General features: G+C 48.4%; 20 protein-coding genes and 1 other RNA gene. 17 read left to right on the top strand and 4 right to left on the bottom strand.

What is annotated here, in order from left to right:
• The first annotated feature begins 155 nt into the window (after positions 1-155).
• The 7 genes from BUB85_RS00795 (at position 156) to rseP (ending at position 6783) form a co-directional block, all read left to right on the top strand.
• Positions 156-1424, top strand: a complete 1269-nt coding sequence (locus BUB85_RS00795; protein WP_073103807.1) for a chloride channel protein — start codon at positions 156-158, stop codon at positions 1422-1424.
• 65 nt (positions 1425-1489) lie between these two features.
• Positions 1490-2185, top strand: a complete 696-nt coding sequence (gene pyrH / locus BUB85_RS00790; protein WP_073103804.1) for a UMP kinase — start codon at positions 1490-1492, stop codon at positions 2183-2185.
• A gap of 14 nt (positions 2186-2199) precedes the next feature.
• Complete coding sequence (frr, locus tag BUB85_RS00785) at positions 2200-2751, top strand: ribosome recycling factor (protein ID WP_073103802.1); 552 nt, start codon at positions 2200-2202, stop codon at positions 2749-2751.
• A gap of 190 nt (positions 2752-2941) precedes the next feature.
• The gene (locus BUB85_RS00780; protein ID WP_073103800.1) at positions 2942-3658 is read left to right on the top strand and encodes an isoprenyl transferase; all 717 of its coding nucleotides are present in this window, start codon (positions 2942-2944) and stop codon (positions 3656-3658) included.
• Positions 3651-4511 (top strand): phosphatidate cytidylyltransferase, encoded by an 861-nt coding sequence (locus tag BUB85_RS00775; protein WP_073103798.1) that lies wholly within the window; start codon positions 3651-3653, stop codon positions 4509-4511. Before BUB85_RS00780 ends, BUB85_RS00775 begins: the two co-directional genes overlap by 8 nt.
• 96 nt (positions 4512-4607) lie before the next feature.
• Positions 4608-5750: a 1-deoxy-D-xylulose-5-phosphate reductoisomerase gene (dxr, locus tag BUB85_RS00770; protein WP_073103796.1), complete on the top strand. Its 1143-nt coding sequence runs from the start codon at positions 4608-4610 to the stop codon at positions 5748-5750.
• Between the two features lies 1 nt (position 5751).
• On the top strand, positions 5752-6783 hold the full coding sequence (gene rseP / locus BUB85_RS00765; protein ID WP_073103794.1) for an RIP metalloprotease RseP: 1032 nt from the start codon (positions 5752-5754) through the stop codon (positions 6781-6783).
• On the opposite strand, the gene BUB85_RS00760 is transcribed toward rseP, so the two are convergent.
• Positions 6775-7980, bottom strand: coding sequence for a ribose-phosphate pyrophosphokinase (locus BUB85_RS00760; protein ID WP_073103792.1), 1206 nt, complete (start codon positions 7978-7980; stop codon positions 6775-6777). The genes rseP and BUB85_RS00760 overlap by 9 nt on opposite strands.
• Before the next feature lie 230 nt (positions 7981-8210).
• Between BUB85_RS00760 and der the strand changes: the two genes are divergently transcribed.
• From der to rnpB, 7 genes are all read left to right on the top strand, one after another.
• Positions 8211-9539 carry a ribosome biogenesis GTPase Der gene (gene der, locus BUB85_RS00755; protein WP_073103790.1) on the top strand — a complete coding sequence of 443 codons (1329 nt, stop codon included), beginning with the start codon at positions 8211-8213 and terminating at the stop codon, positions 9537-9539.
• 2 nt (positions 9540-9541) lie between these two features.
• Entirely contained in the window at positions 9542-10180 is a 639-nt protein-coding gene (plsY, locus tag BUB85_RS00750) for a glycerol-3-phosphate 1-O-acyltransferase PlsY (RefSeq protein WP_073103788.1), read from the top strand.
• A gap of 30 nt (positions 10181-10210) precedes the next feature.
• A complete protein-coding gene (locus BUB85_RS00745) occupies positions 10211-11230 on the top strand; it encodes an NAD(P)H-dependent glycerol-3-phosphate dehydrogenase (protein WP_073103786.1) in 1020 nt (339 codons plus the stop codon).
• A 142-nt stretch (positions 11231-11372) separates the two neighbouring features.
• Entirely contained in the window at positions 11373-12845 is a 1473-nt protein-coding gene (gene spoIVA, locus BUB85_RS00740) for a stage IV sporulation protein A (protein ID WP_073103784.1), read from the top strand.
• 354 nt (positions 12846-13199) lie between these two features.
• Positions 13200-13661: a MogA/MoaB family molybdenum cofactor biosynthesis protein gene (locus BUB85_RS00735; protein WP_073103782.1), complete on the top strand. Its 462-nt coding sequence runs from the start codon at positions 13200-13202 to the stop codon at positions 13659-13661.
• A 71-nt stretch (positions 13662-13732) separates the two neighbouring features.
• Positions 13733-14212 (top strand): ribonuclease HI, encoded by a 480-nt coding sequence (gene rnhA / locus BUB85_RS00730; RefSeq protein ID WP_073103779.1) that lies wholly within the window; start codon positions 13733-13735, stop codon positions 14210-14212.
• Positions 14213-14307: 95 nt separating this feature from the next.
• Positions 14308-14657, top strand: an RNA gene (rnpB, locus tag BUB85_RS00725) — RNase P RNA component class A.
• A gap of 53 nt (positions 14658-14710) precedes the next feature.
• Here rnpB and BUB85_RS00720 read toward each other — a convergent pair.
• The 3 genes from BUB85_RS00720 to BUB85_RS00710 all read right to left on the bottom strand — a co-directional run bounded on the left by BUB85_RS00720 (position 14711) and on the right by BUB85_RS00710 (position 16577).
• Positions 14711-15166 carry an aspartate carbamoyltransferase regulatory subunit gene (locus tag BUB85_RS00720; protein ID WP_073103777.1) on the bottom strand — a complete coding sequence of 152 codons (456 nt, stop codon included), beginning with the start codon at positions 15164-15166 and terminating at the stop codon, positions 14711-14713.
• 26 nt (positions 15167-15192) lie between these two features.
• A complete protein-coding gene (gene pyrB, locus BUB85_RS00715) occupies positions 15193-16113 on the bottom strand; it encodes an aspartate carbamoyltransferase (RefSeq protein WP_073103775.1) in 921 nt (306 codons plus the stop codon).
• A gap of 62 nt (positions 16114-16175) precedes the next feature.
• Positions 16176-16577, bottom strand: coding sequence for a putative ABC transporter permease (locus BUB85_RS00710; protein WP_073103771.1), 402 nt, complete (start codon positions 16575-16577; stop codon positions 16176-16178).
• 150 nt (positions 16578-16727) lie between these two features.
• Here BUB85_RS00710 and pheA point away from each other — a divergent pair, with 150 nt between their 5' ends.
• From pheA to BUB85_RS00695, 3 genes are read left to right on the top strand one after another with little or no spacing between them, the layout of a single operon-like run.
• On the top strand, positions 16728-17858 hold the full coding sequence (gene pheA, locus BUB85_RS00705) for a prephenate dehydratase (protein WP_073103767.1): 1131 nt from the start codon (positions 16728-16730) through the stop codon (positions 17856-17858).
• 45 nt (positions 17859-17903) lie between these two features.
• Positions 17904-19199, top strand: a complete 1296-nt coding sequence (locus BUB85_RS00700; protein ID WP_073103763.1) for an ATP-binding protein — start codon at positions 17904-17906, stop codon at positions 19197-19199.
• 21 nt (positions 19200-19220) lie between these two features.
• On the top strand, positions 19221-19874 hold the full coding sequence (locus BUB85_RS00695; protein ID WP_073103760.1) for an HAD family hydrolase: 654 nt from the start codon (positions 19221-19223) through the stop codon (positions 19872-19874).
• The last annotated feature ends 39 nt before the right edge of the window (positions 19875-19913 follow it).

The following is a 19913-nucleotide window of genomic DNA, read 5'->3' as shown; positions in this document are numbered from 1 at the left end:
TTGTGCTTGCACATAAGTAAATACTTGTCGCTACCTGCTGATAGGGCGAGAGCCCGCGAGTGAGATGAAGCGAAGCGGAATCGAACGGCACTGCGAATGGTGATCATGAATTTGTACTTTAATTTATGACATATAAACGAAAGAAGAGAGGGAATATGGATTGGGATAATATAAAAAAGCAGGCGAAAGAGCAGAAAAAATTATTTCTGACAATGATAAAATGGATTGTGATCGCCACAGTGGCGGGGGCGATTATCGGAGTGATTGCCAGTGGGTTTGCCCAGGGAATTGCGTGGGCGACGGAGCTTCGGGGACGATACCCGATGATCATTCTGGGACTTCCGCTGGGTGGACTACTGATTGTATACATGTATCACATCGCTCATCAGGAGAATAATGTAGGAACAAATCTGATGCTGATGGCAGTCCGCACAGGGGAGCATATTCCACTGCGTGTCACACCATTGATTCTGCTGTCCACAATCGTGACCCATCTGTTTGGCGGTTCCTCGGGGCGAGAGGGAGCTGCACTTCAGTTCGGCGGAAGTATCGGAAACTGGTTTGCCAGGATTCTGCGCCTGAATGAGAGCGATAAGAAAATTATTATCCTTGCCAGTATGAGCGCGGCTTTTTCAGCACTGTTCGGAACACCTCTTGCGGCGACTATATTTCCAATGGAGGTGGTCAGCATCGGGGTGATGTATTATGCGGCACTGGTGCCCTGCGTTTTTGCATCATTTTCGGCTCAGTATGTTGCGTTGTTTTTAGGAATCCAGACAATTCAGGCACCGTTTCCTGTGAAGGATGTCCCGCTGTTTTATTCGCTGGGTTCTCTGAAAATTATTCTATTGGGGATCATTTGTGCATTCGGAGGCTGCCTCTTCTGTATTGTGCTGCGGCAGAGTGAACATTTGTACAAACAATTCTTTGGAAATCAGTATGTCAGAGTAGTGGTGGGCGGCCTGTTGGTAGTAGGACTGACTTTCGCAGTTGGAACGCAGGAGTATCTGGGACTGGGTACGGACGTGATCAAGAGCAGCTTCAGCGGGGCGGCACACCCGACTGCATGGGTAATGAAAATCGTGTTTACCTGTCTGACACTCTGCGCGGGCTACAAGGGAGGCGAGATCGTTCCGTCCCTGTTTATCGGAGCAACACTGGGATCTGCGGCATCCCTGCTTCTGGGACTGCCGGTGGATCTCTGTGCGGCCTGCGGGATGGTGGGCGTGTTCTGCGCAGTGACGAACAGCCCAATCACCTCGCTTCTGATCGCATTTGAACTGTTTGGGTTTGCGGGAATGCCATTCTACTGTGCCGTGGTGGCGATCAGTTATATGCTGTCTGGATATTACAGTCTGTATGCGGAGCAGATCATCGTCTATTCCAAGACGGAACAAAAGTTCATAAATAGAGATACGTATTGACCTGTTTGGGGTTCATGAGGTATAATTCTGAATAGAGTGAAAATATGAAAAAAGGAGTAAATACTATGAAAAGAGTATTGTTAAAGTTAAGCGGAGAAGCATTGGCTGGCGATAAAAAGACCGGGTTCGATGAGGCAACCTGCATCGGGGTCGCAAATCAGGTAAAGAAACTGGTAGATGACGGGATTCAGGTGGCTATCGTAACAGGCGGTGGTAATTTCTGGCGCGGACGCACCAGTGAGACCATCGACAGAACGAAAGCGGATCAGATTGGGATGCTGGCAACAGTGATGAACTGTATTTATGTCTCAGATATTTTTCGCCATGTGGGAATGAAGACGGAGATTTTTACACCGTTTACATGTGGAGCATTTACTTCATTGTTTTCGAAGGACGCAGCACTGGAGGCGTTGGAGAGAGGTAAAGTGATCTTTTTTGCAGGCGGAACAGGACATCCTTACTTCTCAACAGATACAGGAGCGGTTCTTCGTGCAATTGAGATTGAGGCCGATGCGATGCTGCTGGCGAAAGCAATCGATGGAATTTACGACAGTGATCCGAAGGTGAATCCAGATGCAAAGAAGTATGATGAGATCTCGATTCAGGATGTGATCGACCAGCAGCTTGCAGCGGTTGATCTTGCAGCGTCAATCCTGTGTCTTGAGAATAAAATGCCGATGTTGGTATTTGGGCTGAATGAGCCGAACAGCATCGTGGAGACTATGAGTGGTACATTTACAGGAACAAAAGTTACGGTATAGGGAGGAAAAGAAAGATGGATGATAAATTAAAGGCGTTTGCGGACAAGATGGAAAAGACAATGGGGAATCTCGACGGTGAACTCGGAGCAATCCGTGCCGGACGTGCAAACCCGAACGTTCTGAATAAAATTATGGTAGATTATTACGGCACACCGACACCGATCCAGCAGGTAGCGAATGTTTCAGTTCCGGAAGCGAGAATGATTCACATTCAGCCATGGGAGAAGAGCCTCCTCAAAGAGATCGAGAAGGCAATTCAGATATCGGATGTCGGTATCAACCCGACAAATGACGGAACAAGTATCCGCCTGGTATTTCCAGAACTGACAGAAGAGCGAAGAAAAGAATTGGTAAAAGATGTCAAGAAAAAAGGTGAGGCAGCCAAAGTTGCAGTCCGCAACATTCGCCGTGATGGAATGGATGCTCTGAAAAAACTGAAAGGCAGTGAGATTTCAGAGGACGGAATCAAGGATCTTGAGGATGATCTTCAGAAGATGACAGACAAATATATCAAAGAAGTGGACAAGGCAGTGGAAGTAAAATCAAAAGAAGTTCTTACGGTATAGAGACCGCAATTTCTGTTCTGATTATTTTGGTCAGCTGCCGCAATGCTTTACTTGCTGAAGGCAGAATGTTCAATTTGGGACAGAGCAAAATGGCAATTGGGGACGTAGCAAAGTTGCAACTTTGCTACGTCCCCAATTGATCAATTGAACGAAAAATCAGAAGAATAGGTGAATTAGGGAGGTTACATTCATGAGTGTACCACAGCATGTAGCAATTATATTAGATGGCAACGGGCGATGGGCCAAGGCGAAGGGGATGCCGCGAAATTACGGACATGCCCAGGGGAGCAAGAATGTGGAGCGAATCTGCGAGGACGGATACAAGATGGGTATCAAATATCTGACGGTCTATGCATTTTCCACGGAGAACTGGAATCGTCCGCAGAGCGAGGTGGACGCACTGATGAAACTGCTTCGCAATTATATGAAGACTTGTCTGAAAACTGCTGCGAAAAACGATATGAAGATTCGGGTGATCGGGGATAAGAGCGGGCTGGATGACGACATCAGGGGCAGGATAGACGAATTGGAGGAAGCTACAAAAAATAACGGTGGATTAAATTTTCAGATTGCCATCAATTATGGGAGCCGGGATGAGATGGTCCGGGCAATGAAACGTCTTGCGGGAGACTGTGTAGACGGGGCGGTGAAGCCGGAAGAAATCACTTCAGAACTGTTTGAAGGATATCTGGATACACATGATATTCCGGATCCGGATCTGCTGATCCGAACGAGCGGCGAGATGCGTCTGTCGAATTTTCTGCTCTGGCAGCTTGCATATACGGAGTTTTATTTTACAGATGTGCACTGGCCTGATTTTTCAAAAGAGGAATTGATTAAGGCTATTGAGTATTATAATAGTAGAGACAGACGATTTGGAAAAATCAAGGAGGAAGAAGATGTTTAAGACACGGCTACTGAGTGGAATACTGCTGGTTATCATCGCTTTGGCAACGATCATTTCCGGCGGAAAAATACTGTTTGCAACACTGCTGATCATCAGCCTGATCGGTATGAGCGAGTTATATAAGGTGTTTCAGATTCATAATAAAGCATTGGGAATCTGCGGGTACATTTTTGCGGTGGTCTATTATGTATACTTGTATGAGATGATTGCATACGAGGCGGGAACCATGGGCACAGGTCTGCTTGGCGGGGCGATGGAAACAATTTCCGGAGTGGGCGTCGCGATTATTTTCATGGCACTTGTCATTGCAATGATGGCAATTTATGTGTTTACATTTCCAAAATTTCAAGTGGAGCAGGTGATGGCAGCGTTTTTCGGCGTGTTTTATGTCGCGGTGATGTTGTCCTATATCTTCCAGACGAGGGCGTTGGCGGATCACGGGAATTTCAGTGTATGGCTCGTGTTTTTGTGTTCCTGGGGCTGCGATACCTGTGCTTACTGTGTGGGCGTTCTGTTTGGAAAGCACAAGATGGCACCGGTGCTGAGCCCGAAGAAATCAATCGAGGGTGCAGTGGGAGGCGTCGCAGGAGCGGCTCTTCTGGGAGCATTGTACGCTCTGGCGATTAATCATTGGGGCGGCGCGAGTGCATCCATTCCTGTCTATGCGGGAATTTGTGCAGTCGGCGGGCTGATCTCGATGGTGGGAGATCTGGCGGCATCTGCGATCAAGCGCAATCACGCGGTGAAGGATTATGGAAAGCTGATCCCGGGACATGGTGGAATCCTGGACCGGTTCGACAGTGTGATTTTCGTCGCACCGATCATATATTATCTTCTGGTTCTCGTCTACTAAAGATAGCAGTAAGGCGGATTTCGAGTATCCGCTTGACGGAATGACCAATTTTTCCGAAAGAAATAGTTTTGCGAAGATCAGAATAAAGGAGAAAGAATGAAAAAAATAGCAATATTAGGATCAACCGGATCCATCGGTACACAGACGCTGGAAGTGGTGAGAGAGAACAAAGACCTCCGGGTGACAGCGCTTGCAGCCGGGAACAATCTGAAACTTCTGGAACAGCAGGTGAGAGAGTTTCACCCATCGCTTGTCGCAGTGTGGAAAGAAGAAAATGCCGCGAAGCTCCGGCTGAGTCTGAAAGATTTAGAGGTGAAGGTGGCGTCCGGCATGGATGGTCTCATTGAGGTCGCAGCGAGCGGGGAGTCAGAGATTCTGGTGACCGCCATCGTGGGCATGATTGGAATCCGCCCGACCATTGAGGCAATCAAGGCCGGAAAGGATATCGCTCTGGCGAACAAAGAGACGCTGGTGACTGCCGGACATATCATTATGCCCATGGCGGAAAAATATAACGTGTCGATCCTGCCGGTTGACAGTGAGCACAGCGCAATCTTCCAGTCCCTGCAGGGGGGACAGAGGGTGGCGCTTCACAAGATTCTTCTGACGGCTTCCGGAGGACCGTTCCGTGGGAAAACATGGGAAGATCTGCAGAACATTCAGGTGGAGGACGCCTTAAAACATCCGAACTGGGAGATGGGAAGAAAGATTACCATTGATTCGTCGACCATGGTAAACAAGGGACTGGAGGTCATTGAGGCAAAATGGCTCTTCGGGGTTACAGTGGACCAGGTGGAGGTGGTGGTTCAGCCTCAGAGCATTATTCATTCGATGGTGGAATATGAGGATGGAGCAATTATTGCAGAACTGGGGACACCGGACATGAAGCTGCCGATCCAGTATGCGCTGTATTATCCGGAGAGAAGATATCTGCCGGGAGACAGACTGGATTTCAAAGCGTTATCCCAGATCACATTTGAACAGCCGGACATGGAGACGTTTTACGGGCTTCGTCTGGCATATGAGGCGGGCAGAAGAGGGGGATCACTTCCGACTGTGCTGAATGCCGCCAATGAACTGGCAGTAAGCAAATTTCTGAATCGCAAGATCCGATATCTCGAGATACCGGAGATTATTGAAACATGTATGAACCATCATCAGGTGACCGATAATCCGACAGTGGAAGAAATACTTCAGACAGAAGCAGAAACTTACGAATTTATCGAGAGCAGGTGGTAACATGGGTATTATTTTAGCAATTATATTATTTAGTGTCATTGTAATTTTTCATGAGTTGGGACATTTTACGCTGGCGAAGATTAACGGAATCCAGGTGGATGAATTTTCCCTGGGTCTAGGGCCGACATTGTTTGGAAAGGAATTTCACGGAACAAAGTTCAGCCTGAAACTACTTCCATTTGGAGGTGCCTGCATGATGGGCGAGGACGATACAGACAACACGTCCGAGGGCAGTTTTAACAGTAAGTCTGTCTGGGCAAGAATGTCGGTGATCGTTGCTGGTCCGGTTTTTAACTTCATCATGGCATTGATCTTTTCTGTGATTCTGGTAGCCTGGGTCGGTTATGATCAGCCGGTCGTCAGTCAGGTGTCACCAGGGTACTCTGCGCAGGAGCAGGGGATACAGGCGGGGGACCGCATTGTGGAAATGAACGGGAAGACCATTCATCTCTGGAGAGAAATCTCGTTATATAATCAGATGCATCAGGGAGAGTCTGTGGATGTCGTCTATGAGCGGGATGGGGAACGAGTGGAAGTCACGTTGGAACCGAAGATGGATGAGAAGCTGGGGTACTATCTCTTTGGGATTTCAAGCGATGGAAAGAACACAAAAGCCGGTCCCATCAAAGCGCTGCAATACGGCGTATATGAGGTGAAATACTGGATTGATTATACGATGAGCAGTCTGAGAATGCTTGTCACAGGAAAAGTTGGAATCAAACAGATGTCCGGTCCGGTCGGAATTGTGAATTATGTCGGAGAAACCTACACGGAGGCATCGACCTACGGCACAGATGTGGTGGTGAAGAGTCTGATGAACATTGCAATTCTGCTCTCTGCCAATCTTGGCGTTATGAACCTGCTCCCACTTCCGGCCCTGGATGGCGGAAGACTGGCATTTTTGATTGTAGAAGCAGTTCGGCGCAAAAGAATACCACCAGAGAAAGAAGGAATGGTCCATTTTGCCGGAATGATCCTTCTGTTGCTTCTGATGGTAGTCGTCATGTATAATGATATTTCAAATTTACTTTAAATCACGGCTTCTCTTCTCGAGAAGTGCGTGAATCTTCTCGGTAGGGCTCAACACTTCCCCGATGGAGATGTCGTGGTTGAGCGAATCCACAATCAGGGATAAGAATTTACTCATATCTGTCTTGACAAAATATGGTTTTTCATAGATTTCAGGAGGCAGGTATGTGAGGTTGGTGGTGACGAGTTTGGAAATGTATCCTTTCTCGTAGTATTCATCAAATTCCGCAAATCCATCTGTAAAAAGACCGAAGGTTGTACAAATGATCACTCGTTTGGCACCGCGGTCTTTTAATTTTTTGGCACAGTCGAGCATGCTGCCGCCGGAAGAAATCATATCATCCACGACAATGACATCTTTACCGGACACGTCATCGCCAAGAAATTCATGTGCGACAATCGGGTTCTTTCCGTTTATGATGGTGGAATAATCGCGGCGCTTGTAGAACATTCCCATGTTGACGGCGAGCACATTGGAGAAATATACGGCACGCTGCATGGCACCCTCGTCCGGGCTGATGATCATGAGATGCTCTTTGTCGACAATCAAATCAGGAACCGCACGGAAAAGAGCTTTCATAAACTGGTAGGGTGGGTTGAAGCTGTCAAAACCCTTGAGTGGGATTGCGTTCTGGACACGTGGGTCGTGGGCATCGAACGTAATAATGTTGGATACGCCCATGTCGATCAGTTCCTTCAGTGCCATCGCACTGTCTAAGGACTCGCGCTTGGTGCGCTTGTGCTGACGGCTCTCGTACAGGAAAGGCATGATGACATTGATGCGGTGGGCTTTTCCACCGGCCGCAGCGATGATACGCTTTAGATCCTGATAGTGATCGTCGGGGGACATGTGATTCTCGTGTCCGTTCACAGTGTAGGTGATGCTGTAATTGCAGACATCGACCATAATGAACAGATCCGCTCCGCGGACAGACTCCTGAAGAATCCCTTTAGCCTCGCCGGTACCGAACCGCGGACAACAGCATTGGGTCAGGTAGTTGTTGGACTGATAGTTGGCATATAAAGGGGAGTCTGTGATCTCGTTGATCGTATCCTTGCGGAAAGAGACGATGTAGTCGTTGACTTTGTCACCGAGAGCCTTGCAGCTGTCAAGGGCAATGAGCTTCAGCGGCGCAACGGGCAGCGTGTTCTGAAGCGGCTTCATATTGTTAGGGCATGTTATAATATTTGTATTTATCATGGTGTTCTCCTGTTTTTTGCACAATTTTACAAATTAATTATAGCAGTTTTTGAGGGAATGTAAAGACAAAGCTAAGCGCCGGGGCGTCTTTTCGAAAGGTTTGTTTCTAGACTAGACGAAATTGTTATGCTATACTGTATTAGACAGGCTGAATATAAAGATAGGCTTTTTTGAGATGTAATAAATCAGAGTAAAGTATATTACAGAATAAAAGAAATAGGAGAATGAATATGAGTAAACCAGTAGTAGCCATCGTGGGCAGACCAAACGTGGGAAAGTCCACATTATTTAATGCTTTGGCGGGAGAGATGATCTCGATCGTAAAAGACACTCCGGGTGTCACAAGAGACCGGATCTATGCCGAAGTATCCTGGCTTGACAAGAATTTTACGCTGATTGATACCGGCGGTATTGAACCGGACAGCAGCGACGTTATTTTATCGCAGATGCGTGACCAGGCGCAGATCGCAATCGATACGGCAGATGTGATCATTTTTATCACGGATGTGAGACAGGGACTTGTGGATTCGGATTCCAAGGTGGCGGACATGCTTCGCCGGTCGAAGAAGCCGGTGGTACTTGTCGTGAATAAAGTGGACAGCTTCAGCAAGTTTATGCCGGATGTCTATGAATTTTATAATCTTGGAATCGGGGATCCGGTTCCGGTTTCCGCAGCATCCAGACTGGGAATCGGTGACATGCTCGACGAAGTAGTCAAATATTTCCCGGAGCATGACAGTGAGGAGGAAGAGGATGAGAGACCAAGGATTGCCATCGTGGGAAAACCGAATGTCGGCAAATCATCCATCATCAATAAACTGCTTGGAAAGAACCGGGTTATCGTATCCGATATCGCAGGGACAACGCGTGATGCAATCGATACGGCAATCGTCCATGACGGAAAAGAGTATGTGTTTATCGATACGGCGGGACTTCGGAGGAAGAGCAAGATAAAAGAAGAACTGGAGCGATACAGCATCATCCGGACAGTTACTGCGGTTGAGCGGGCAGATATCGTCCTCGTGGTGATCGATGCGGTGGAGGGTGTGACGGAGCAGGATGCCAAGATTGCAGGAATCGCACATGAGCGCGGCAAGGGCGTGATCATTGTCGTCAACAAATGGGATGCCATCGAGAAAGACAACAAGACGGTGAAAGAGTATGAGAATAAGGTGCGTACCGTCCTATCTTATATGCCATATGCGGAGATCATGTACGTTTCCGCGGAGACCGGTCAGAGGCTCCCGAAGCTGTATGATATGATTGACATGGTGATTCAGAACCAGAACCTGCGGGTGGCTACCGGTGTGCTCAATGAGATCATGACAGAGGCTGTCGCTATGCAGCAGCCGCCTTCCGACAAGGGAAAACGACTGAAGTTATACTATATAACACAGGTTTCCGTGAAACCGCCTACATTTGTCATTTTTGTAAATGATAAAGAACTGATGCATTTTTCCTATACCAGATATCTGGAAAATAAAATCCGCGAGGCGTTTGGGTTTAAGGGAACATCTTTGAGATTTTTTGTAAGAGAGAGGAAGGAAAAGGATCAATAGATATGGAACGGATTATTTGTATTCTAATCGGCTATGTATTTGGGTTGTTTCAGACCGGATACTTATATGGGAAAATTAAAAATATTGATATAAGGTCCCAGGGGAGCGGCAATGCCGGGAGCACGAATGCACTTCGGGTCATGGGGATAAAAGCGGGAATCATCACGCTTCTGGGGGACTGTCTCAAATGCGTTCTCGCAATCGTGACAGTGCGGTTAATCTTCGCGGACAGTCATCCAGAGAGTCTGCCCTTACTGTCCCTGTATGCAGGACTTGGCACAACGCTGGGGCACAACTTTCCGTTTTATCTGAAGTTCAAGGGGGGGAAGGGAATTGCAGTTCTGGCAGGAATGTTTCTTGCGACGAGCTGGTGGATGACACTGACCGGAATTGTGGTGTTCTTTGGACTGGTACTGATCACCCGCTATGTTTCCGTGGGGTCCCTGGCGGCTTCGCTTTTGTTTGCGGTGGAAATTATCATTTACGGGCAGATGGGCGGCTTTCAGATGACCCGGCCGCTGCTTTATGAGATGTATGCGGTTGCGGTATTTCTGGCAGCACTTGCCTGGTACAGACACAGAGCCAATATTAAGCGTCTGCTTCAGGGCACAGAGAATAAGTTTGGCAGCAAGAAAAAGTAGATATAACAAGAGGTGAAAAGGAGAAAAGGTATGGCGAATGTAGGAGTATTGGGTGCAGGCAGTTGGGGAACGGCTCTCGCACTTTTGCTGAACAACAACGGGCATCAGGTGACTGTCTGGTCCATCGACAAGGCCGAGGTTGAGATGCTCACAGAGAAGAGAGAGCATAAGAGCAAACTTCCGGGGGTGAAGATCCCGGAGGAGATTACATTTACAAATGATCTGGAGAGCGCAGTAAAGGAAAAAGATTTCCTGGTTCTCGCAGTTCCGTCACCGTTCACAAGAAACACTGCAAAAAGTATGAGTCCGTATGTGGCTGAGGGGCAGATCATCGTGGATGTCGCGAAGGGAATCGAGGAGAGTACTATGATGACCCTCTCCCAGCAGATCCGGGAGGAAATCCCGCAGGCCGATGTGGCGGTGCTGTCAGGACCGAGTCATGCAGAGGAAGTGGGAAGAGGACTTCCTACGATCGTCGTGGTTGGCGCCACGACCAGGAAAACGGCAGAATATCTGCAGACCATGTTTATGAATCAGGTATTCCGTGTATACACAAGCCCGGATATGCTGGGGATCGAGCTGGGCGGATCGCTGAAGAACGTCATTGCACTTGCAGCCGGTGTTGCAGATGGATTGGGCTATGGCGATAATACAAAAGCAGCGCTGATCACCAGAGGAATTGCGGAAATATCCAGACTTGGCACAAAGATGGGCGGGAAGATCGAGACATTCAACGGATTGACGGGAATCGGAGATCTGATCGTGACCTGTGCCAGTACCCACAGCCGTAACCGTAAGGCCGGCTATCTGATCGGACAGGGCAGAACTATGGAAGAAGCAATGGATGAGGTCCAGATGGTGGTAGAAGGTGTCTATTCCGCGAAGGCAGCGGCGAAGCTTGCCAAGAAATACGATGTTTCCATGCCAATTGTCGATCAGGTGAATGCCGTGCTGTTCGACGGGAAGAGTGCGGCGGAGGCGGTTCGCGAACTGATGCTGCGCGAGGGTCGTGCGGAGCATGCGGCACTTCCGTGGAATGAAAAAATATAACAGGCTTGCATCTGAAAAAAATCAGTGATGTTTCGGGCATCACTGTTTTTTTTGCTGAAAATCTACTTGCGACGGAATATCTGCCGCAGCCCTGGAATAGAGTAGAGGTAGCAGAGAATCTGTGTGATGGAAAGGGGTACGTATGGAGCAGTTTGATTTATACAATGATATTCAGGTGCGGACAAACGGAGAGATATACATAGGGGTAGTAGGACCGGTGCGTGCGGGAAAATCTACTTTTATTAAGCGTTTTGTGGACTTGCTGGTCCTGCCGGGGATGGCAGATGAACACAGCAGGAAACGGACGAGAGATGAACTGCCGCAGTCAGCTTCCGGGACGACGATTATGACGACAGAACCGAAATTTGTTCCCAAGGAGGCTGCAAAGGTAAAGCTGTCGGAGGACGTGGAGGTGAAGGTCCGGCTGATCGACTGTGTGGGATATATGGTGGATGGCGCAACCGGGTATATGGAGGGCGGCGAGGAGCGGAAGGTGAAGACGCCCTGGTTTGACTATGCGGTTCCGTTTACGAAGGCGGCGGGGATTGGCACCCAGAAGGTGATCCGGGATCACTCCACGATCGGGATCGTCATTACGACGGACGGAAGCTTCGGAGAGCTGGAGCGGGAGCGCTTTGTGGCGCCGGAGCAGCAGACAATCCAGGAGCTGCAGTCGATAGGAAAGCCCTTTATCGTCCTGCTGAACACGCAGAAGCCTTATAGTGAAGAGGCGAGAAAGCTGGTGCAGAAGATGGAGACGGATTACCGATGCATGGTTCTTCCGGTAAACTGTGAACAGCTTCGGCTGGAGGATATTCATGCGGTCATGAAGATGATTCTGTATGGGTTCCCGGTTACGGAGGTTGCATTTTATATCCCGAAATGGGTGGAAATGTTGTCGCGGGATCATAAGATAAAGCAGGATCTTCTGCAGTATGTGCGCAAGGTCATGGCTGGCTTTTCGGACGTGAAGAGTGCGTTTGCTGAACCTCCGCAGCCGGAGGGGGCTTATATTGACAAGATGCTGATCGACAAAGTGGAGATGGACACCGGCCGTGTGAAGATCCGGATTGACTATGATCAGAAGTATTATTATGAGACGCTCAGTGAACTGACTGGCATGCAGATCGCGGGAGAGTATGAGATGATTGCGGCACTGAAGGAACTGGCTGCTATGCAGACAGAGTATCTTCAGATTCGGGATGCATTTGCAGATGTGAAGATGAAAGGCTATGGGGTGGTGACACCGAAAAGGGAGGAGATTCTTCTGGAGGATCCGGTTCTCATCAAACAGGGGAACAAGTATGGGGTGAAAATCCATTCAGAGGCGCCGTCCATTCATATGATCAGAGCCAATATTTCCACGGAGATCGCACCGATTGTCGGAAATGAGAAGCAGGCACAGGATCTGGTGGAATATATCAAAGAGTCCGGGAAGAAGCCGGAAGGGGTGTGGAAGACGAACATTTTCGGAAAATCGGTGGAGGAGCTGGTGTTGGATGGGATGCATAATAAGATTATGATGATCAACGAGGAGAGTCAGGTGAAGCTTCAGGATACCATGCAGAAGATTGTGAATGACAGCAATGGCGGAATGGTCTGCATCATCATCTGATAAAACTATCACAGATTGTTCATAATTTCATGATATAATGTACACGACAGCAAAGAGCAGTGCCAGCAGGTAGCGACAAGTGTTTACGTTGTGCTTGCACATAAGTAAATACTTGTCGGTACCTGCTGATAGGGCGAAAGCCCGCGAGTGAGATGAAGCAGAGCGGAATCGAACGGCACTGCGGATGGCATTCATGCAGAAATCTTTGGGAAATATGTGGAGTGGGAGTGTCCGTTTTGACCGCAGTTCAGGGTGAAACGAGTACGAATTGTGACAGATTAAGAGTTGTGCACACGAAAAAATTCGAGTATAATAAAGAATACAACAGATTAGGGGTTGAAAGGGGAAATACGAATGAAAGCAGCAATTATTACAGCAGATACATTGGCGTATAAGACAAAAGATGAGAGTGCAGCGGCGGCGGTGATCAAGCGGTTGGTGGAGCAGGTGGGATTCCAGGTTGTGTTCAACGCAGTTCTGCCGGAGGACGAGAAGGTGCTGGCCACAGTGATGGAGCGGCTGGCGGACGGGGAGCTGGTAGACGTGATCCTGACGACCGGGTCGACAGGAGTACAGAAGAAGGATTGTGTTCCGGAGGCAACGCGCGATGTGGTGGAACGGCTGGTGCCAGGAATCCCGGACGCAATCAGAACTTACAATATCCGCTATTCCAAGCGGGCCATGCTTGACCGTGCGACGGCAGGAATCCGGGGGAAGACTCTGATCGTGAATCTTCCGGATACGGCCAAAATGGTAAAAGAAGGATTGGAGTATGTTATGCCTGAGTTGGTGCATGCGACGGAATCACTGAAATAAGAGGAGACCGGAAACAGCTGTGAAACAGGAGCATAATTAGAATATAAGACAGACTTGGAGTAAATGAGCATATGAGAGTAAAGTTGTATACAGATGGGGCAGCGCGTGGAAATCCGGATGGACCGGGTGGCTACGGAGCTGTTCTGGAGTGCGTGGACGCGAAGGGAGAGCTTCACGCAAAAGAATTGTCCCAGGGCTATGTGAAGACCACGAACAACCGTATGGAATTGATGGCTGTGATTGCCGGGCTTGAGGCACTGAACCGGCCATGCGAGGTGGAAGTTTATTCGGATTCCAAATACGTGGTGGATGCATTCAATCAGAAATGGATTGACGGATGGATCAAAAAGGGTTGGAAACGCGGCAAGAATGAGCCGGTGAAGAATATTGATCTCTGGAAGAGACTGCTGGCAGCAAAGGAAATCCACAGCGTGCGTTTTTCCTGGGTGAAGGGACATGATGGCCATCCGCAGAATGAGCGGTGCGACGAATTGGCAACCACAGCGGCAGACGGCCGGAATCTTATTGTGGATGAAGGCGTGGCAGATTAGCGGCGGTTATAAAAGAGAGTCTTTACATTTTTTCGAAAATGTGGTAGATTATCAGTTGTGTGTCCGCCGGATATCCGGCGGGCCGTATGAAAAATTAAGTAAGACAGACGATCGCGGCTGCATGAGATCGAAAGATCGCAGGCGAGGAAAGTCCGGGCTTCAAAGGGCAGGATGCCGGATAACGTCCGGTGGAGGTGACTCCAAGGCTAGTGCAACAGAAATGAACCGCCAGGCATGCCTGGTAAGGGTGGAAGGGCAGTGCAAGAGACTACCGCTTTCCTGGTAACAGGAGAGGCATATGTAAACCCCATTCGAAGCAAAACCGAATTAAGACTATGCGGCTGCCCGTCGCGTCTTAGGTAGGTTGCTTGAACCTGATGGCGACGTCAGGTCTAGATAGATGATCGTTCAACGACATAACCCGGCTTATCGTCTTGCTTAATTTCGTAAAAAAATAATGGAGTGCGCTTTTTGAGCGGCACTCCATTTTTAGTTCTGTTATTTTCTGCGATCCCGTTTTCCTTCGTATTTCTCTTCGCAATACTTGCAGCGGTATTCTTGTTTTGCTTCATCGGTGAGGACGAAAATCTGTTCCAGTTCCTGTTCGATGGAGGTGATGCATCTCGGATTTTTGCAGCGGATTACATTGTGAATTTCCTTCGGAAGCTGCAGTTCTTTCTTCGATACGATCTGTTCATCCTGAATAATATTGATCGTAATATTGTGATCGATGAATCCAAGAATATCCAGATCCACAAAATCAATCGGGCATTCGATTTTCATGATATCCTTTTTGCCCATCTTGTTGCTGCGCGCATTCCTAATGATGGCCACACAGCAGTCCAGTTTATCTAATTTCAGATGCTTGTAAATCTCCATGCTTTTCCCGGCCTGAATGTGGTCGAGCACAAAGCCTTCTGAAATACGCCCAACGTTCAATGTGTTTTTTACCATGGTATCCCTTCTTTCTATGTATTTATCTAATCAACATGAATATCCAGCAGTGTCAGAATCAGAGCCATACGGACATAGACGCCGTACTGTACCTGCTTGAAGTAGGCCGCGCGTGGATCTTTGTCGATCTCAACGGAAATCTCGTTGACTCTCGGCAGCGGATGCAGCACGAACATGTCCTCCCTCGCAAGGGCCATTTTCTTTTTGTCCAGAATGTAGAAATCCTTCATGCGCACATAGTCCTCCTCGTTGAAGAAACGCTCTTTCTGTACGCGCGTCATGTACAGAAGATCCAGTGTGGACATAGCGTCCTCGAGACGAACCACCTCTTTGTACGGAATGTTGTGCTTATCCAGAACATCGTTGCGGATGTAGCTTGGCAGGCGCAGTTCTTCCGGGGATATCAATACAAATTGGATATTCGGATATCTGACAAGTGCGTGGATAAGAGAGTGAACAGTACGGCCAAATTTCAGATCGCCGCAAAGGCCGATAGTAAGATTATCAAGGCGTCCTTTTAAAGAACGAATAGTCAATAGATCAGTCAGGGTCTGTGTCGGGTGCTGATGACCGCCGTCTCCTGCATTGATGACAGGAATTGTGGAATGTCTGCAGGCCACCATCGGTGCACCTTCTTTGGGATGGCGCATGGCACAGATGTCTGCGTAGCAGGAAATGGTGCGGATCGTGTCCGAAACGCTTTCTCCCTTTGCAGCAGAACTGGAGTCTGCGGAAGAAAATCCCATGATGCTGCCGCCTAAATTCAGCATTGCTGCCTCGTGGCTCAATCTTGTACGGGTACTCGGCTCGTAGAAGAGTGTCGCCAGCTTCTTCCCCTCGCATGCATGTGCATACTTGGCTGGGTTTGCTTCGATGTCATTGGCCAAATCCAGAAGTTTATCTAGTTCCTCCACCGATAAGTCCAAAGGACTCATTAAATGTCTCATAGTAACCTCCTCGTGTGTGATAATTGCTCAGTAGTTTATACATTTCTACTATCATATAATATTCAGCTCTTTTTTTCAACAGGTATTTTCAAAAGAAATTTCTCATAAAGAAGTCCGACAAAAAACCAGATCGGTGCGTAATCAAGCCGGATAACACCGCGGATACTGAGCTTTGCGCGACTGTAATCCCAGGGGCAGAGACGGTGACGTTTCAGGGTAAGGCCGCAGCAAAATTCGCAGAGGAAAATAAGCAGGGTGTAGATGCATCCCCGGAGGAAAAAGGAACGTTTGGCAAGCAGGCGGTAAATAGGCGCGATAAAACAGGCCATTCCGTAAATCGGAAACATCCAGATGGAGGTGTGGCCGGTCAGTGTAAAGTCTTTTTCGTGAAAGGAATGAAAACTGGTAAACAGGATTTCGAGGCACCATCCCAGAGTGCCGCACATGATAAATTTTTTTTTCATAGGAAAAGTATGGGTCTGAAACGTAGATTTTATTCAGAAAATGTATTATAATCGAACGTGGTATTGCGTAACATGCCGGGAGATCCAGCAGAATACGCATGCAGGTACGACGAAGTACATTGGAATGAACGACATAAGGGAGAAAATGTGATGGCAGCATTATTAGAACTGAGAGATGAATTAGACAAAATCGACGCACAGATCGTGAAGCTTTACGAGGAGCGAATGAAAGTGTGCAGAGAAGTCGGAGAATATAAGATTGAGGCAGGTTCCAAGGTCTTTGATAAAAAGAGAGAGAAAGAAAAGATTACGCTCGTTACGTCCGAGGCGGAGAATGAGTTGAATAAAAAAGGGCTGGCAGAGTTGTTTGAGCAGCTGATGTCCATGAGCCGCAAGCTGCAGTATCAGCTTCTGACAGAGCGTGGGGCACTGGGAAGACTCCCGTTTATCGGGATTGATGAGTTGGACTGGTCTTCCTCGCGCATCGTATATCAGGGGACAGAGGGAGCTTATACACAGGAGGCCATGAGCAAGTTTTTTGGAAAAGACGTGAACAGCTTTCACGTGCCAAACTGGAGAGATGCCATGGAGGCGATCGAGGAGGGGAGTGCCGATTTCGCAGTACTTCCAATTGAAAATTCCACGGCCGGAGCGGTGGACAAGGTGTATGATCTTCTGGTAGAATTTGAAAATTATATCGTCGGGGAAATTACACTTCCGATCCGTCATATGCTGGCGGGAATACCGGGCACGACCAAAGAGTCGGTCGAGCGGGTATATTCGCATCCTCAGGCGCTGATGCAGAGCACAAGATATCTGGATGAACATCCGGAGTGGCAGCAAATCAGCGTGTCGAACACCGCGATAGCGGCGAAGAAGATGCTGGAGGACAATGATCAGAAGAAAGCGGCAATCTGCAGTGCCTATGCGGCACAGATCTATGGACTGGATATTCTGGAAGAAGAGATCAATGACAATCCGCATAATTTTACAAGATTTATCATTGTGACGAATCAGAAAGTATTTCTGAAGGACGCGAAGAAGATCAGCATCTGCTTCGAGGTGGCTCACGAGAGTGGGTCCCTCTATCATCTGCTGTCACATTTCATATATAATAATCTGAATATGACGAAGATTGAATCCAGACCGATCGAAGGCCGCCCGTGGGAGTACCGTTTCTTCGTCGATTTTGACGGGAATATGGCAGACGCGGCTGTGAAAAATGCGGTTCGCGGACTAAGAGAAGAAGGCCGGAATTTAAAGATTCTGGGAAATTATTAAATATTGAGCGGATAGGAATATACAGACAGGAAAGAGGAGATTAAAATGAGAACACAAGAACTGATGCTCTACAAAAATATGGATTATGGTGAGACCCTGAAGGATATGACGTTCCTGATAGAGAACCAGAACAACGACTACTACAATAAGGAGGACCTGAAAGGGCTGCTGTTTGACTGCGTCAACGATATTCTGGAGCTGTCTACAAGTCATGGTTTCGAGGGAAATCTGTGGCATACATACCTGACGTTTCTGCTGGCAAGTGATGAGAATGCATACAGCACTTCCTGCGAGATCGTGGGTCCTGTGGACGGCAGCATCAACGAGATCGCGCGTCACGATTTCACAATTTTCAAGGAGCTGTTCGACTATGAGATGCATGAACTGGAGACCAGCCTCGGCGTGGACTGTCTGGGTGTTCTGGAGAACTATACCAATATAAACCGTGACAGCAAGGTGTTCAACAAGCGGGTCAGAAATCGAATCTGCGATCTGGCGAGGGCACTCGGAGAATGCGGGGATGTGGATACGTTCAAGGACACACTGACCGAGTTCTACCGGGAGTTCGGTGTCGGAAAGCTGGGACTTCACAAGGCATTCCGCGTAGAGCATTATGAGGATGGTGCGGAGATCGTCCCGATCACGAATATCGCCCATGTCTATCTCGATGATCTGGTGGGATATGAAGGGGCGAAGAAGAAACTGACCGACAATACAGCGGCATTTGTCGAGGGCAGAAAGGCAAATAACTGTCTGCTTTTCGGCGATGCGGGAACCGGAAAGTCCTCCTCTATCAAGGCAATCCTGAATCAGTACTACGATCAGGGACTTCGGATGATTGAGGTCTATAAGCATCAGTTCCAGGATCTGAACGATGTCATCGCGCAGATCAAGAACCGGAATTATAAATTTATCATCTATATGGATGATTTATCTTTTGAAGAATTTGAGATTGAGTACAAGTATCTGAAAGCAGTGATCGAGGGCGGTCTGGAGCGGAAACCGGACAATGTGCTGATCTATGCGACCTCAAACCGACGCCATCTGGTTCGCGAGACGTTTAAGGATAAGGAAGACCGGGACGAGGAGCTGCACACCAACGATACGATACAGGAAAAGCTGTCTCTGGTGGCCCGGTTCGGCGTAACGATTTATTTCGGCGGCCCGAGCAAAAAGGAATTTCAGAAGATCGTACTGGCACTGGCGGAAAAGAATCACATCGAGATGCCGGAGGAGGAACTGCTCCTGGAGGCAAACAAGTGGGAACTGAGCCATGGCGGCCTGTCTGGAAGAACCGCACAGCAGTTTGTGGATTATCTGCTGGGGCAGAAAGAAGCGTAAATATAGCGGAATGGTGAGAAGATGATAAAAGGCATTGTGTTTGACATGGACGGAGTGATCTTCGATACGGAGCGCCTGTCCACAGAAGGATGGATGAAAGCCGGGCAGGAGATCGGCATCGACATCCCACGGGAATTTATTATGAGTTATAAGGGAACTGCGGTCGGGTACAGCAAGCAGCTGTATCTGGATCGATATGGTGCGGATTTTGATTACGACGGAGCCCGTGCGATCCGGACAGCCTATATGGATTCCGTGATAGAAAAAGAGGGGGTTCCGACCAAAAAAGGCTTGTATGAACTGCTGGAATTTTCCCGGGAACGGGGACTCAGGCTGGCGGTGGCGACGTCTTCGCACAGAGCGTATGCCGAGAGACTGCTGCGCATGGCCGGAATTTACGAACTGTTCGATGCAGTGGTGTACGGGGATTCGGTGGAGAAGAGCAAGCCGGATCCGGATATTTTCCTGAAGGCGATCGCGCAGCTGCAGCTTACACCGGAAGAATGCTTTATCATAGAGGACAGTACATCCGGAATCAGGGCGGGAAATGCATCTGGGGCGAGCGTTATCCACATCCCGGATCAGGTGAACGTGGAGGAAGAACTCCGGCGCAGCTGCTATGCAGTGCTGGATGATTTATCCCAGGTGATTTCCGTGGTCGAAAAAAAGAATTAGATGAAAAACAATTCCTGCAGTTTGGCAGGATACGGACAT

It is taken from the genome of Hespellia stercorisuis DSM 15480 (assembly GCF_900142165.1).
In the GTDB taxonomy this organism is placed as follows: domain Bacteria; phylum Bacillota; class Clostridia; order Lachnospirales; family Lachnospiraceae; genus Hespellia; species Hespellia stercorisuis.
This window is presented reverse-complemented; position numbering and strand designations above follow the sequence as displayed.

What these genes read in the sequence shown, in the direction of transcription:
- rnhA (WP_073103779.1), top strand. Translation starts at nt 13,733, where the DNA reads ATGAGAGTAAAGTTGTATACAGATGGGGCAGCGCGTGGAAATCCGGAT.
- BUB85_RS00795 (WP_073103807.1), top strand. Translation starts at nt 156, where the DNA reads ATGGATTGGGATAATATAAAAAAGCAGGCGAAAGAGCAGAAAAAATTA.
- spoIVA (WP_073103784.1), top strand. Translation starts at nt 11,373, where the DNA reads ATGGAGCAGTTTGATTTATACAATGATATTCAGGTGCGGACAAACGGA.
- BUB85_RS00720 (WP_073103777.1), bottom strand. Translation starts at nt 15,166, where the DNA reads ATGGTAAAAAACACATTGAACGTTGGGCGTATTTCAGAAGGCTTTGTG.
- BUB85_RS00775 (WP_073103798.1), top strand. Translation starts at nt 3,651, where the DNA reads ATGTTTAAGACACGGCTACTGAGTGGAATACTGCTGGTTATCATCGCT.
- BUB85_RS00710 (WP_073103771.1), bottom strand. Translation starts at nt 16,577, where the DNA reads ATGAAAAAAAAATTTATCATGTGCGGCACTCTGGGATGGTGCCTCGAA.
- BUB85_RS00735 (WP_073103782.1), top strand. Translation starts at nt 13,200, where the DNA reads ATGAAAGCAGCAATTATTACAGCAGATACATTGGCGTATAAGACAAAA.
- der (WP_073103790.1), top strand. Translation starts at nt 8,211, where the DNA reads ATGAGTAAACCAGTAGTAGCCATCGTGGGCAGACCAAACGTGGGAAAG.
- BUB85_RS00745 (WP_073103786.1), top strand. Translation starts at nt 10,211, where the DNA reads ATGGCGAATGTAGGAGTATTGGGTGCAGGCAGTTGGGGAACGGCTCTC.
- plsY (WP_073103788.1), top strand. Translation starts at nt 9,542, where the DNA reads ATGGAACGGATTATTTGTATTCTAATCGGCTATGTATTTGGGTTGTTT.
- frr (WP_073103802.1), top strand. Translation starts at nt 2,200, where the DNA reads ATGGATGATAAATTAAAGGCGTTTGCGGACAAGATGGAAAAGACAATG.
- BUB85_RS00780 (WP_073103800.1), top strand. Translation starts at nt 2,942, where the DNA reads ATGAGTGTACCACAGCATGTAGCAATTATATTAGATGGCAACGGGCGA.
- pheA (WP_073103767.1), top strand. Translation starts at nt 16,728, where the DNA reads ATGGCAGCATTATTAGAACTGAGAGATGAATTAGACAAAATCGACGCA.
- BUB85_RS00760 (WP_073103792.1), bottom strand. Translation starts at nt 7,980, where the DNA reads ATGATAAATACAAATATTATAACATGCCCTAACAATATGAAGCCGCTT.
- pyrH (WP_073103804.1), top strand. Translation starts at nt 1,490, where the DNA reads ATGAAAAGAGTATTGTTAAAGTTAAGCGGAGAAGCATTGGCTGGCGAT.
- BUB85_RS00695 (WP_073103760.1), top strand. Translation starts at nt 19,221, where the DNA reads ATGATAAAAGGCATTGTGTTTGACATGGACGGAGTGATCTTCGATACG.
- dxr (WP_073103796.1), top strand. Translation starts at nt 4,608, where the DNA reads ATGAAAAAAATAGCAATATTAGGATCAACCGGATCCATCGGTACACAG.
- rseP (WP_073103794.1), top strand. Translation starts at nt 5,752, where the DNA reads ATGGGTATTATTTTAGCAATTATATTATTTAGTGTCATTGTAATTTTT.
- BUB85_RS00700 (WP_073103763.1), top strand. Translation starts at nt 17,904, where the DNA reads ATGAGAACACAAGAACTGATGCTCTACAAAAATATGGATTATGGTGAG.
- pyrB (WP_073103775.1), bottom strand. Translation starts at nt 16,113, where the DNA reads ATGAGACATTTAATGAGTCCTTTGGACTTATCGGTGGAGGAACTAGAT.